This window comes from Haloferax marinum, assembly GCF_009674625.1.
Taxonomy (GTDB): Archaea; Halobacteriota; Halobacteria; order Halobacteriales; family Haloferacaceae; genus Haloferax; species Haloferax marinum.
The window spans coordinates 928,369-940,709 of sequence record NZ_WKJQ01000001.1 but is presented as its reverse complement, the minus strand read 5'-3'; the positions used below and the strand labels follow the sequence as shown (position 1 = coordinate 940,709).

The following is a 12,341-nucleotide window of genomic DNA, read 5'->3' as shown; positions in this document are numbered from 1 at the left end:
GCCCGATTTCTCTTTTTGACGTAGCTGACGACCCGTCAGTGGCTACCCAATTACAGGAGAAGAGGGACCAACGCTGGCCGCCACACCACGTTGCGTGGCACCACCCCGCATATTTATCTCTAACGTTAGTGTAGGTCAGCACGTATGGAAAAACCACTCCTGGTAACCGAATTCCTCGACCGTGCCCGTCGGTACTACGCCGACGAGGAGGCGGTCGTCGCGACGACAGGTGAACGGTTCTCCTACGCGGAACTCGGCGAACGGGCAGACGGATTCTCGGCGGCGTTGCAGTCGCGTGGCGTCGAAAAAGGCGACCGAGTCGCCGTCTTGGACCCGAACACGCACTATCACCTCGAGGCGGCCTACGGGACGATGCAACTCGGCGGCGTCCACATGCCGCTGAACTACCGCCTCGTCCCGGCGGACTTCGAGTACATGCTCAACGACGCCGACGTGAAAGCGATCTACGCGGACTACGCGTTCGCAGAGAAGATAGAGGAGATTCGAGACGACGTTCCGACGGAGGTTTTCGTCACGAACGACGCAGGCGAGGTCGACGGTGACTGGTTAGAGTTCGACGACATCGTCGCCGAGTCAACCGAGTACGACCGACCGGAGATGGCCGAAGACGAGATAATCACCATCAACTACACCTCGGGGACGACCGGCGACCCGAAGGGTGTCTGTCGAACGCACCGGGCGGAGACGATTCACGCCTACCTCATCTCGATGCATCAGGACATCTCGGACGGCGACGTCTACCTGTGGACGCTCCCGATGTTCCACGTCAACGGGTGGGGCCACATCTACGCCATCACCGGACACGGCGCGAAGCACATCTGTACGCGTGGTGTCGATGCTGAGGACGTCCTCGACGCCATCCGCACCGAGGACGTGTCGTATCTCTGCGCCGCGCCGACGGTGTTGAACATCTTGATGAAACACTACCGCGACGAGGGCGGCGTCGAGACGACTGGAGCGAACCCGGTTCGTGCAGCGACGGCCGGTGCGGCTCCACCGGAAGCGACGATTCGAACGGTCGAAGACGAGTTCGGATGGCGTCTCATGCACGTCTATGGGGCAACAGAGACGGGTCCGCTCATCACCACGTCCGAAGCGAAGCGGTTCCTCGATGGCGACGGCGACCGATTCGGTGTGAAAAAGAAACAGGGTATCGGCTACCTCGGAACCGACGTGCGCGTCGTCGACGAAGACGGCGACGACGTGCCCAGAGACGGGCAGAGTATCGGCGAAATCGTCGTCGCCGGCAACCAGGTGATGGACAAGTACTGGAACAAGCCCGAAGAGACCGAAGAAGCGTTCACCGCCCGACTGGAGGGCTACTACCACATGGGTGACCTCGCTGTCGTGGACGAAAATGGGTTCATCAGCATCCAGGACCGCAAGAAGGACATCATCATCTCCGGCGGTGAGAACATCTCCAGTATCGAGTTGGAAGACACCCTGTTCGACCACGAGAGCGTCGCCGACGTGGCGGTCATCCCGATTCCATCTGACGAGTGGGGTGAATCGCCGAAGGCGTTCATCGTCCCGAGAAGCGGTGACCCGGACGCGCCGGGCACGACTGCGGAGGCCCTCGTCGAGTTCTGTCGAGAACGCATCGCGACGTACAAACTCCCCAAAGAGATCGAGTTCGTCGCCGAACTGCCGAAGACGGCGACCGGGAAGATTCAGAAGTACGAACTCCGCGAGCAAGAGTGGGAAGACGAAGGCCGGATGGTCGGAGAGGGATAATCCGCTGCGAGGGCTTTTTTAGCCTTCTAAGAGGTCGACACTGCCGAATTTGGTGGGCATTCGAGCCGCACGAAAGAGAGACGACCAACGGCGACGTTCGACTCGCAGTCGGCCCCCCGGTAGGTCGTGCTACGATGGCTGAACTGGACGAGAAAACGAGACTGGGGAGCGCACGAATCGAGCGCTGGTGAAATCACAATGACAGTAAACGGAGGAGGAGTGTCACCGAATTTAGAGAGTCGTCCGGACGTGTCTGAATGAAGATTGTTACCGACGCTTTTCGCTCTGAATCTAGTGAATTGCCTACACATCGTTTCTATCTGATAGGCTTCGAATGTGTCAAGTCAGTACCCAACACCTGTGCTACGTCTACTGACTCTCGGTAGATTCGAGGATTAGGGAGACGGACCACACGCGAAGTTCGAACCACCATCAGATTTTTGAAGTATGTGTATTGTTAGCATACTATTATGCCCCGAGTTATTGGGTTATACCTAATACAAATTAAAGGGTATTAATACATAACAATTATTAACCATCTATCCGCCGGTTTTGCTATGGCACGGGATACCAAGCCACTCAACCGTAGAGATGTGCTAAAGGCAACTGGTGTAGCTGGATTGGCAGGTCTGGCTGGTTGTACAGGTGGCGGCGGCGGAGATGGTGATGGAAACGGCGGCGGTGACGGTGAAGACTACCCCTCGCTCGGGAACTACCCAATCGAAGGAGACACGGCGACGTTCGGGTTCAACGTTCCACAGTCTGGACCGTACGCTTCTGAAGGTGAAGACGAACTTCGAGCGTACCAGCTCGCGGTGAAGCACCTCAACGAGGGTGGCGGCTGGGTAGACTCCCAGTTCGACGACCTCTCGGGCGACGGCGTCGTCGGTTACACGATAGACTACGTAGACGGCGACACGGCGACCGACGCAGACCAGGCACGACAGTCCGCTTCGGGGATGATTCAGCGTGACAACGCAATCATGATCTCCGGTGGGTCGTCCTCTGCGGTGGCAATCGCAGTCCAAGGGCTGTGTCAGAACGAGAAGGTCATGTTCATGGCCTGTCTGACGCACTCGAACGACACCACCGGCAAGGACTGTGTCCGCTACTCCTTCCGCGAGATGTTCAACGCGTACATGACCGGGCAGGCGCTGGCACCGGTCGTGAAAGAGGCCTACGGTGAGGGGCTGAAATTCTACCAGCTCTACGCCGACTACAGCTGGGGCCAGACTCAGCAGGCGTCGATGAACCAGTTCATGACCGACGTCGCCGGGTGGGAACAGGTCGAGTCCGTCGCGACCCCGCTCGGGACCACGGACTACTCGACGTACCTCTCCGAAGCACAGAGCTCCGGTGCGGACGTCCTCATCCTCAACCACTACGGCCTCGACGGTGCAAACTCCATCCAACAGGCTGTCGACGCGGGTATCAACGAGGATATGGAAATCATCGTCCCGCTGTACAACCGTCCGATGGCAGAAGCAGCAGGCGGCGCAATCGAGAACGTCTACGGGACGCTCGCGTGGGACTCTCAGATCGACAACGCACCGTCGAAAGAGTTCACCGAAGCGTTCCAGAGCGAATACGACCGCGTTCCATCCGGTCCGGCACAGGTCGCGTACGCACAGACGCTCCAGTACGCTGCGGCAGTCGAACGTGCAGGCACGTTCTACCCGCCAGAAGTCATCAAGCAGCTGGAAGACTACGAGTACGACAACATCGGCATGGGCTCGGAGGTTATGCGTGGGTGCGACCACCAAGCACAGCGCGACGTGCCCGTCGTGAAAGGTCTCCCAGGCTCCGAGCAGGAATCTGGGAAGTACTACGAGATCGTCAACATCACCAGCCGAGACGATCTCGGCTACGCATGCGACGCAGGTCCGGCCGCCGAGTGTGAACTCGGTTCCTACGAGTAAGGCTCCCTGCCTCCATCGTTATATTAATGAAAGTTAATCCCAGACAACTACGCATACGTAAATGAGAAAGAGTAACACACCCATGGTAGAACTTGTCTCAAATCGCAGACGTGGAGGTGGTCGGTCGTGAGCATCCTCTCCGACATCATCCTCATCCTGCTCAACGGACTCCAGCAGGGTGCAATCTACGTCTTACTGGCTGTCGGTCTCTCCATCATTCTGGGGACCCTCAAGTTCGTCAACTTCGCACACGGTGCGCTGTACCTAATCGGCACCTACGCGGGTGTCTTCATCGCACTGAACATCTCGCTGTCGAACGGGAAACTGTTCGAATGGGGCTTTACGACGTTCGGCCTCGACTTGGGCTTCTTCGCCGCGTTGGTGTTAGTCCCGATTCTGGTGTTCGTCGTCGGCCTGTTGATGGAACGGTTCGTCGCCCGGCCGTTCTACGACCGCCCAGACACCGACCAGATTCTCGTGACGTTCGGTCTCGCAATCGTCGTTCAAGAACTGTTCCGCATCCTCTTCGGCAGTAACAGTCTCCCGTTCGACCAACCAGAAACCATTCTCTCGTTCGGGTCGTTCGCAGGGATTCCCGTCTCTGGACCGGTTGCACTCCCCATCGTCGGGAACTTCCCGCAATGGCGTCTCTACGTCATCGGAATCACGGCCGTCCTCGTCGCGTTGGTCTACATCATGGTCGAGTACACCGACTTCGGTCTGGTCGTCCGCGCAGGGACCCGTGACGCAGAGATGGTTCGACTGCTCGGCATCAAAATCACCCGTCCGTACATCGTCGTCTTCGGTATCGGTGCGGCACTCGCGGGTGTCGCCGGCGTCGTCGGCGGTCCGCTGAACGTCGTCAACCCGACTATCGGGACGAACATCCTCGTTCCGGCGTTCCTCACCGTCGTCATCGGTGGTGTCGGCAGTATCGCCGGCGCAGTCGTCGGTGGAATCGTCTTCGGACTGACGACGGCCGCACTCGTGTCGCTTGCGCCTGCGTGGTCGCAAGTCGGCCTGTACGCGATTGCAGCAATCGTCCTCCTGACGCGACCACAGGGTATCCTCGGTGACGAGGAGGTGGCACCATGAGCGAAGAAGACGCAAATCCAAACGCAAAAGACGCGAACCCGAGTTCGAGCGAAGCGCTCGTCGGAAGCGACCTCTTTGGTCGCTGGGAACAGCTCCGCGGCAGAGAAGGAACGGTGGTCGGTCTCACGGCCATCTTCGTCGCGGTCTTCCCGTGGCTATTCGCCCGTGCACCCGTCGTCTCCGATTTCCTGCAGGGGTATCAGAGTCTGGCGACCCTCATTCTCATTTGGGGCATCTTCGCCATCGGGTTCGACCTGCTCCTCGGCTACACTGGACTGCTGTCGTTCGGTCACGCCGCGTTCTGGGGCGGTGCGGCCTACGCCTCCGGTATCGTCGCCAAGAACATCAGCGGCGACCCAATCGTGATGGTCGTCTCGGGGACGCTCTTTGCGATACTCCTCGCGTGGCTCCTCGGATTCCTCTCACTGCGACGTGGGGGAATCTACTTCTCCATCCTGACGCTGGCGTTCGCCCAGATGATGTACTTCATGGCGGCGTCGCCGCTGGCGTTCCTGACCAACGGTGAAAACGGGTTGACCGGTGTCGACGTTGGAAACCTCTTCGGGGTCATCCACCTCGAAGCCGACATCCCGTCTATCGGTGGGATGCTCCTCGGGACCTGGCTCTACGCCTTCGTTGGCTTCATCTTCGTCGCGGCAGTCGCAGTCGCGTACCGCATCCTCAACTCACCGTACGGCATGGTGTTCAGAGCGATTCGCGAGAACGAACAGCGCGCCGAGTTCGTCGGACTCAACGTCTGGCGGTACAAACTCATGGCGTTCATCATCTCCGGCGCCTTCGCCGGCATCGCGGGAAGCCTCTTTACCATCCACGGGGCGTACGTCCCGCTCCAGTCACTGTTCTGGACGGAGTCCGGTGACATCGTCGTTATGACCGTCCTCGGTGGTGCAGGTTCGATGTTCGGTCCCGTCCTCGGGGTCGGCGTCTACCTCTACATCGAGAACATCGTCAGCACCGTCCAGGCACTGACGATTCCCTTCACTGACATTGTACTCATCAAAGACTTCGGCTTCTACTGGCACTTGCTCCTCGGTATCGTCTTCGTCGCAGTCGTCTGGGTCGTTCCAGACGGTCTGTGGGGTATCATCGGACGTGTCCGCACGTTCGTCTCCGACCGTATGGGGGGTGAGCGATAATGCCGCTCCTCGAAACTGAGAACCTCGTCAAAGAGTTCGGTGGCCTCGTCGCGACCGACGACGTCAACCTCACCGTCGAAGAAGACGAGCGGGTCTCTATCATCGGTCCGAACGGGGCCGGCAAGTCGACGCTCATCAACCTCATCACGCGCCGCCTCGACCCGACGAGCGGCGACATTCGGTTCAAAGGCGAGTCTATCGTCAACCTCGAACCGCACGAGGTGGTCCAACGGGGGGTCTCGAAGTCCTTCCAGACCGCGTCGATTTTCCCGGACCTCACGGTCCGAGAGAACGCAGAGATTGCGGCACTCGCGGCCGAGCGCGGCGCGTTCGGCTTCGAGTTCCTGAGACACCGTGACGCGCTCACCGACGTTCACGACGTCGCGCGAGACACGCTCAACTCGGTTGGACTACTCGAACGAGCAGACACCATCGCCACCGACCTCCCGTACGGTGACAAGCGTCGTCTGGAGATCGGAATCGCACTCGCCAGTGAACCGGACCTGCTCCTCATGGACGAACCGACCGCCGGCATGTCTCCCGAAGAGACGAAGTCGACGGTCGAACTCATCGAGCAGGTGAAGCGTGACCACGGACTCACGTTCGTCCTCGTCGAACACGACATGGAAATCGTCTTCAGCATCTCCGACCGCATCGTCGTCCTCAGTCGCGGTGGCATCATCGCAGAAGGGACGCCCGACGAGATTCGAGGCAACGAGGCCGTTCAAGAGGCCTACCTCGGAGGTGTCGAGATATGAGTCTCCTCGAAATCGACGCCATCGACGCCTACTACGGCGAGAGCCACATCATCCGTGAACTCTCGATGGACGTCGAGGAGGGCGAAATCTGTGCGCTTCTCGGACGCAACGGCGCTGGCAAGACCACCACACTCCGGTGTATCGCTGGCGCGACGCCGCCGGACGTTCGGCAGGGTGCCATCCGGTTCAAGGGTAACGACATCACGAGCGTCCCCGCAGAAGACGTCTCCGTGAAAGGAATCTCGCTCGTCCCCGAAGAGCGACGTATCTTCCCGAACCTCTCTGTGGCCGAGAACCTGCACCTCGCAGAGGTCGTCAACAACAAGTCCAACACGTGGGGGCGGTCGCTGTCGTTCGGGCGCACGGGGATGTCCACAGAGGAGGTCTACGACCAGTTCCCTCGACTCGACGAACGGAAAGACCAGCGCGCAGGGACGCTCTCTGGCGGGGAACAACAGATGCTCGCCATCGCGCGGGCGCTGAAGCAGAACACCGACCTGATGCTCCTCGACGAACCGTACGAGGGACTCGCACCCAAAATCATCGAGGACGTCGAAGACGCGGTCAAGCGCATCAGTGACGCGGGGACGACGATTCTCCTCGTGGAACAGAACGCCGCTGCGGCCATCAAACTCGCAGACCGCGCCTACGTCATCGACCAGGGTCAAATCGTCTTCGACGGAAGTGCCGACGAACTCCGTGACGACACGGAGACGCGCGAACGCTATCTGGGGGTCTGACGATGGCAGCGACGAACCCCAACCATCACGCCGACCCCGAGACGGCCCTCGATACGCTCATCGCCGCCGGTGCAGTCGAGGAGGCTCCCGACGGGACGCTCACGACGACCGACGAGTTCGAGAAGACGCTGGCGATCTACCACGACATCTACGGTGCCGTCTCGAACGAGGAGTTCGAAAACACCGTCGCCGAACTGTTCGGACTCGACTCCGAGACGGCCAACGAGCGAATCGAGAAGTTCGACATCGGAAGGGAGGACGTCGTCGCGTATCTCGCCACACAGTCGTTCCTCGACATCCCTGTCGAACAAGACCTCCTGGTCGTCATGGCCGGGTTGCTCGTCGAGATAACCCCCTCGTCGTCGGTCCCAGAGGAACTCACCGAGCTCGCCGACGACACGTTCGAAGCGTTCCTCGAGGAGAACCCAGACGCCGTCATCACCGTGTGGCGGCGAAACTGCGCGCCGTGTGACGCGATGAAAGAAGAACTGGACGCACTCCTCGAACGCGTCCCGGATGGCGTCGCCATCGCAGGTGTCGACGGCGAGGAAGTCGGTGAGTTCTGTCGCACGTTCGACGTCGATGCGGCACCGTCGATTCTCTGTTTCCGTGCAGGCGACCTAAAAGAACACGAGTCCGGCCGACGGTCACCCGACGAGGTGTCGGATATCTTCGGCCGCGTCTACTAGTTTTACGACCGTTTCGTCTCTCCCGTCACCATGACGGGGCGGTCGGAGTTCAGAATCACCGTCTGTGTGACACTGCCGAAGAGTGCCTTCCCTGCCGGCGACCGTTTGCGTCCGGCCGTGACGATGAGGTCTGCGTCTTCTTCTTCGGCGAACTCGATGATGACCTCTGCCGGGTCGCCCGAGGACTCGTTGACGTCGTAGGTGATTCCCTGTTCTTCGAGGAACTCACTCGCCTCGCGAACCGAGTGAATCTGGGTCGCCGAAGCGCCGCTCGGGTTGTCTGTGAAACTGTGGATGAGCGTCACTTCCTTCTCCGAGGCCTCTCCGGGAAGGTCTGCAACTGCTTCGACGCACGCGAGTGCGTGTTCTGCGTCGTCGTCGACACCGATTACTACGTGATACATACTATCACGTCCCAGTGGCAGGGCTTAGTATTTGTGACGAACGTTCGTTCGTGTTCGGTCACCGGCCGCTCGCCGCGTCGTCGATTCGTGCCGAGACGACGACCACGAAGACGAGTGGGATTCCGAGGACGAGAGCGATGGTCAACGCACCGTAGGCTGCAAATCCGAGCGGTGTCGCCGGAAACGGAATCAAAAACAGGAACCGAGGGGGAGACAGTCCCGAGACGAACGTCCCGGTGAGAAAGCCTGCGAGACCCGCGAAAGAGACGAGTGCGACGTACAACCCAAGGACGAACCGTTGACCGCGGACGTTCGAACTCACGACAGTTGCTCTGGACCGCGCGTGGTTAGCAGTTTTCGTTCCGGTCGGCCGCACCGACGAACCTTTAGCCGAACAGTCGCAACTGCTCAGTATGTCGGATACGGACATCCTCGGAATCATCCTCGGGGCCGTCGCGATACTGATGTTCGTGGTAGGTATCCTCCTCGTCATCTGAATCGCGTCTGGTCTTCGGAACAGTCGCTACCGACGCGCAGCGGGTGCACTTTTCAGTCGAGACCGGTGGTGAGCGACTTCGTAGTTCAAAACACCTGGCCGCTCGACGCGAGAACCGACGAGGGCGTTCGCTCTCGAAGGTAGTCGCCGAAAAATGAAACGGAGTGTTCGCGTTTACTCGTCCGAGGTGGCGTCGGTCTCTGCGACCGGGTCGCCGCCGTCGGATGAGACATCCGACGTGGATTGCGAATCGTCGATTCGCTCACCGCCGTCGGTTGCGAGTTCTGCTTCTTCTTCGCCGCCGTCTGCGATGGCCGTCTGGAGTTTGCGGTCGAACCAGTGCCACTCGGACGTGACGAGGTCGTCGTCTGCGAGGTCCCACGGGTCACCGTCTTCGACCTTGGGGCCTTCGAGCCACGACTGGACGAAGTTCCAGACGAAGATTACCTGGGCGACGAACAGGATGAGCGCACCGACCGTCGCAATCTGGTGGAGCGTCGCGAACTCCGGCAGGTAGGTCGCGTAGCGACGCGGCATGCCACCGTAGCCGAGCAGGACCATGACGAAGAACGTCAGGTTGGTGCCGACCATCGACAGCCAGAAGTGCCACTTACCGAGCGTGGTCTGGTACATCCGGCCGGTGTAGATGGGGAACCAGTAGTAGAGTCCGGCGAAGCCAGCGAAGGCGATAGCGCCCATGACGATGTAGTGGAAGTGACCGACGACGTAGTAGGTGTCGTGGAGCACGAGGTCCACCGGAATCGACGCGAGGAAGACGCCCGTCACGCCGCCGATGATGAAGTTCGACACGAAGCCGATACAGAAGAGCATCGGCGTCGTGAGGCGAATCTTCCCGTTCCACATCGTCGTAATCCAGTTGAACGTCTTGACTGCACTCGGAATTGCGATGGCCATCGAGACGGCCATGAACGAGGCGCGCAGACGGGGGTCCATGCCCGTTGCGAACATGTGGTGGGCCCACACACCGAACGAGAGCACACCGATGGCGAGCGTGGAGTACACGACGAACTTGAACCCGAAGAGGCGACGACCCGCGAAGCGGGGGAGGATGAGACTCACCAGTCCCATCGGGGGGAGCACGAGGATGTAGACTTCGGGGTGGCCGAAGAACCAGAACAGGTGCTGCCAGAGAATCGCGCCGCCCTCGACTGCGAAGAACATCGTGTCGAAGTTCCGGTCGAGAAGCAGCATCAGGATGGCGCTCCCGAGAAGCGGGAACGCGAACAGGATGAGGCCCGACTGGGTGAGGATGGTCCACGAGAAGATGTCGAGGTTCGCCCAGGAAACCTTCTCGTTGCGTTCGGTGAAGATGGTCGCGATGAAGTTGATGGCACCCATCGTCGCTGAGACACCAGAGAGGTGCAGACCGAGAAGCATCAGGTCCACACCGGCGTTCATCTGGTTACCAGAGCCGACACCAGCCGAAAGCGGGGTGTACATCGTCCACGCCGTCTGTGCCGGGATGACGTCCGGAATCGGGAAGAACCCGGCCCAGATGAGTAGTGCCGCCGGCGGCAGCAACCAGAACGCGATCGCGTTGATACGCGGGAATGCCATGTCGTCCGCGCCGATGAGAAGCGGAATGAAGTAGTTCGAGAACGCCGCGATGATGGGCGTCCCGAACAGGAAGAGCATGGTAATCCCGTGACTCGTCAGCAACGAGTTGTAGAATGTGTTCGAAATCAGTGTGCTCGCAGGGTCGGCCAGTTCGAGGCGCATCACGACGACCATCAGGCCACCCACGACGAATGCGATGAGCCCGTACGCACCGTAGAGTATCCCGATGTCCTTGTGGTCGACAGTCGTCAACCAGCGAATAACCCCGGATGGCTTTTCCTCCGAGACGTACTGCTCTGTGCTTCCGACGGCCCCAGCGCCCGCAAGCGGGGTGTACGACCGCCAGTTTTCGACCCGCGCGAGCCACGCGGCGACGGCGATGAGGAAGAGCCCCATCAGAACCGTCAGTACTAGCTGTCCGTTAACCTCCATGGAAGTGCCTGGGGAGTGCAGGGTAATGAAAGGTTCGGGAACGCCCTGCGCTAAAAGGGACTTTAAGCCGTGCCTTCCGCCGATTCGACAGCTTCTGCATCAGCCGATTCTTCGATTTCTGCCGCTGCGTCCTCGTGCTCACCGTGGAGTGGCGTTGCACCGGGAACGGTCGCCTGCCCCGGAAGGTAGACGGTGTCAGTTTTCTCGGAGCCTGCGATGGCTTTCCCCGAGAGGTACGTGAGGGCTGCCAGCAGAACGAACGAGCCGATCAAAATCCCGTACTGAAGCCCCGACGCGAGCGATTCGAACCCGAAGGGGTTGAACACAGAGAACCCCACGACGAAGAACAGGATGATGACCAACGGAACCATGTTAACCGTCAGGTCGAGCATGGTATCCTTGTCGAAGGTCTTACTTGCCATACCGAGATACTGGGGGACGCTGTTGAAATAGATTGTTGGTTTCTCGTGAGAACACGAATTTTGCCTCCGCCGTGCCGAATGAGCGACGTGAATCGCCGTCCCTCGCGCCGACGTACTACTCGAGTCGTGCGTTAGATGGACTGTCGTTGCTCGAAGACGAACAGTTCGAAGACGACACCGCCGACGAGCAGTAACGCTCCAGCGACGATGACGGCGTATCCACGGGTGACGAGGTTGACATCGGTGAAGACGAGGGCGCCCCCGAACGCGAACAGGATTGCAGAGAGCACGACGAGCGAACGCATCGTCGATTCGACGTAGCCCGACTCGCGAAGTAACCCTGCGATACTCCCGGTGAACAAGAGCAAACCGCCGACGGCGAGTGGAAACAGGTCGAATAGGAGGCCAATTTCGGAGATGGGGATTCCGAGCGCGACGAACACCGGCCATGGACTGGCCGTGCGGTACTGGTCGGAGAGTCCCGGCGCTTCGTCCATACCCGTCAGTTGGACTGTGTCGTTACAAGCCCTTCGGAACGGGTGTTATCGAACGGAGATACCGTGCCGAGTGAGAAAGTCGCTGACCGCTCGAATCTCGACTGGACTCCCGATGATTCGACACGTCTCGTCGGTGTGCGCGTGGACCGAGACGACGAACTCCGATTCGATTTCTTCGCGGACGTCCTCCAAAAGTTCGTACGAGAGGATGATCTGTGTGCTATCTCGGAGCGTTCCGGGACTCGGCATCGGTCGTTAATCACGGGTTGGATTCGCTCAGTATAATCGTGACGAACTTCTTTCGGTCGTGCGCGTGCACGCACGAACAACGACTGTGAGTTGTTCACAGCGACCAAGAGACTTTTTTGTGGTCGGTACCGCTCGCGATGGAACCTCGAG

13 protein-coding genes are annotated in these 12,341 nt (G+C 59.8%); 7 read left to right on the top strand and 6 right to left on the bottom strand.

What is annotated here, in order from left to right; genetic code table 11:
- Positions 1–144: 144 nt before the first annotated feature.
- The 7 genes from GJR99_RS04795 to GJR99_RS04765 all read left to right on the top strand — a co-directional run bounded on the left by GJR99_RS04795 (position 145) and on the right by GJR99_RS04765 (position 8,113).
- The gene (locus GJR99_RS04795; protein ID WP_151109801.1) at positions 145–1,755 is read left to right on the top strand and encodes a long-chain-fatty-acid--CoA ligase; all 1,611 of its coding nucleotides are present in this window, start codon (positions 145–147) and stop codon (positions 1,753–1,755) included.
- A 620-nt stretch (positions 1,756–2,375) separates the two neighbouring features.
- On the top strand, positions 2,376–3,674 hold the full coding sequence (locus tag GJR99_RS04790; protein ID WP_154326041.1) for a substrate-binding protein: 1,299 nt from the start codon (positions 2,376–2,378) through the stop codon (positions 3,672–3,674).
- A 126-nt stretch (positions 3,675–3,800) separates the two neighbouring features.
- A complete protein-coding gene (locus GJR99_RS04785; RefSeq protein WP_151109799.1) occupies positions 3,801–4,769 on the top strand; it encodes a branched-chain amino acid ABC transporter permease in 969 nt (322 codons plus the stop codon).
- Positions 4,766–5,926, top strand: a complete 1,161-nt coding sequence (locus tag GJR99_RS04780) for a branched-chain amino acid ABC transporter permease (protein ID WP_151109797.1) — start codon at positions 4,766–4,768, stop codon at positions 5,924–5,926. The genes GJR99_RS04785 and GJR99_RS04780 overlap by 4 nt, the downstream gene beginning before the upstream one ends.
- Positions 5,926–6,684 (top strand): ABC transporter ATP-binding protein, encoded by a 759-nt coding sequence (locus GJR99_RS04775; RefSeq protein WP_151109795.1) that lies wholly within the window; start codon positions 5,926–5,928, stop codon positions 6,682–6,684. Before GJR99_RS04780 ends, GJR99_RS04775 begins: the two co-directional genes overlap by 1 nt.
- Positions 6,681–7,424 (top strand): ABC transporter ATP-binding protein, encoded by a 744-nt coding sequence (locus GJR99_RS04770; protein ID WP_151109793.1) that lies wholly within the window; start codon positions 6,681–6,683, stop codon positions 7,422–7,424. The genes GJR99_RS04775 and GJR99_RS04770 overlap by 4 nt, the downstream gene beginning before the upstream one ends.
- A 2-nt stretch (positions 7,425–7,426) precedes the next feature.
- On the top strand, positions 7,427–8,113 hold the full coding sequence (locus tag GJR99_RS04765) for a thioredoxin family protein (RefSeq protein ID WP_151109791.1): 687 nt from the start codon (positions 7,427–7,429) through the stop codon (positions 8,111–8,113).
- A 2-nt stretch (positions 8,114–8,115) separates the two neighbouring features.
- On the opposite strand, the gene GJR99_RS04760 is transcribed toward GJR99_RS04765, so the two are convergent.
- The 6 genes from GJR99_RS04760 to GJR99_RS04735 form a co-directional block, all read right to left on the bottom strand.
- On the bottom strand, positions 8,116–8,517 hold the full coding sequence (locus GJR99_RS04760) for a universal stress protein (protein WP_151109789.1): 402 nt from the start codon (positions 8,515–8,517) through the stop codon (positions 8,116–8,118).
- A 58-nt stretch (positions 8,518–8,575) separates the two neighbouring features.
- Positions 8,576–8,839 carry a DUF7520 family protein gene (locus tag GJR99_RS04755; RefSeq protein WP_151109787.1) on the bottom strand — a complete coding sequence of 88 codons (264 nt, stop codon included), beginning with the start codon at positions 8,837–8,839 and terminating at the stop codon, positions 8,576–8,578.
- 348 nt (positions 8,840–9,187) lie between these two features.
- Entirely contained in the window at positions 9,188–10,987 is a 1,800-nt protein-coding gene (locus tag GJR99_RS04750) for a cbb3-type cytochrome c oxidase subunit I (protein WP_151113850.1), read from the bottom strand.
- Between the two features lie 98 nt (positions 10,988–11,085).
- The gene (locus tag GJR99_RS04745) at positions 11,086–11,445 is read right to left on the bottom strand and encodes a DUF6684 family protein (protein WP_151109785.1); all 360 of its coding nucleotides are present in this window, start codon (positions 11,443–11,445) and stop codon (positions 11,086–11,088) included.
- Between the two features lie 131 nt (positions 11,446–11,576).
- On the bottom strand, positions 11,577–11,942 hold the full coding sequence (locus GJR99_RS04740; RefSeq protein ID WP_151109783.1) for a DUF7541 family protein: 366 nt from the start codon (positions 11,940–11,942) through the stop codon (positions 11,577–11,579).
- A 45-nt stretch (positions 11,943–11,987) separates the two neighbouring features.
- Positions 11,988–12,191: a VNG_1110C family protein gene (locus GJR99_RS04735; RefSeq protein ID WP_151109781.1), complete on the bottom strand. Its 204-nt coding sequence runs from the start codon at positions 12,189–12,191 to the stop codon at positions 11,988–11,990.
- Between the last annotated feature and the right edge of the window lie 150 nt (positions 12,192–12,341).

Bases quoted from the DNA above. Each gene is read 5' to 3' on its own strand.
- GJR99_RS04795 (WP_151109801.1), top strand. From the start codon at position 145: ATGGAAAAACCACTCCTGGTAACCGAATTCCTCGACCGTGCCCGTCGG.
- GJR99_RS04780 (WP_151109797.1), top strand. From the start codon at position 4,766: ATGAGCGAAGAAGACGCAAATCCAAACGCAAAAGACGCGAACCCGAGT.
- GJR99_RS04775 (WP_151109795.1), top strand. From the start codon at position 5,926: ATGCCGCTCCTCGAAACTGAGAACCTCGTCAAAGAGTTCGGTGGCCTC.
- GJR99_RS04770 (WP_151109793.1), top strand. From the start codon at position 6,681: ATGAGTCTCCTCGAAATCGACGCCATCGACGCCTACTACGGCGAGAGC.
- GJR99_RS04765 (WP_151109791.1), top strand. From the start codon at position 7,427: ATGGCAGCGACGAACCCCAACCATCACGCCGACCCCGAGACGGCCCTC.
- GJR99_RS04760 (WP_151109789.1), bottom strand. From the start codon at position 8,517: ATGTATCACGTAGTAATCGGTGTCGACGACGACGCAGAACACGCACTC.
- GJR99_RS04750 (WP_151113850.1), bottom strand. From the start codon at position 10,987: ATGGGGCTCTTCCTCATCGCCGTCGCCGCGTGGCTCGCGCGGGTCGAA.
- GJR99_RS04745 (WP_151109785.1), bottom strand. From the start codon at position 11,445: ATGGCAAGTAAGACCTTCGACAAGGATACCATGCTCGACCTGACGGTT.
- GJR99_RS04740 (WP_151109783.1), bottom strand. From the start codon at position 11,942: ATGGACGAAGCGCCGGGACTCTCCGACCAGTACCGCACGGCCAGTCCA.
- GJR99_RS04735 (WP_151109781.1), bottom strand. From the start codon at position 12,191: ATGCCGAGTCCCGGAACGCTCCGAGATAGCACACAGATCATCCTCTCG.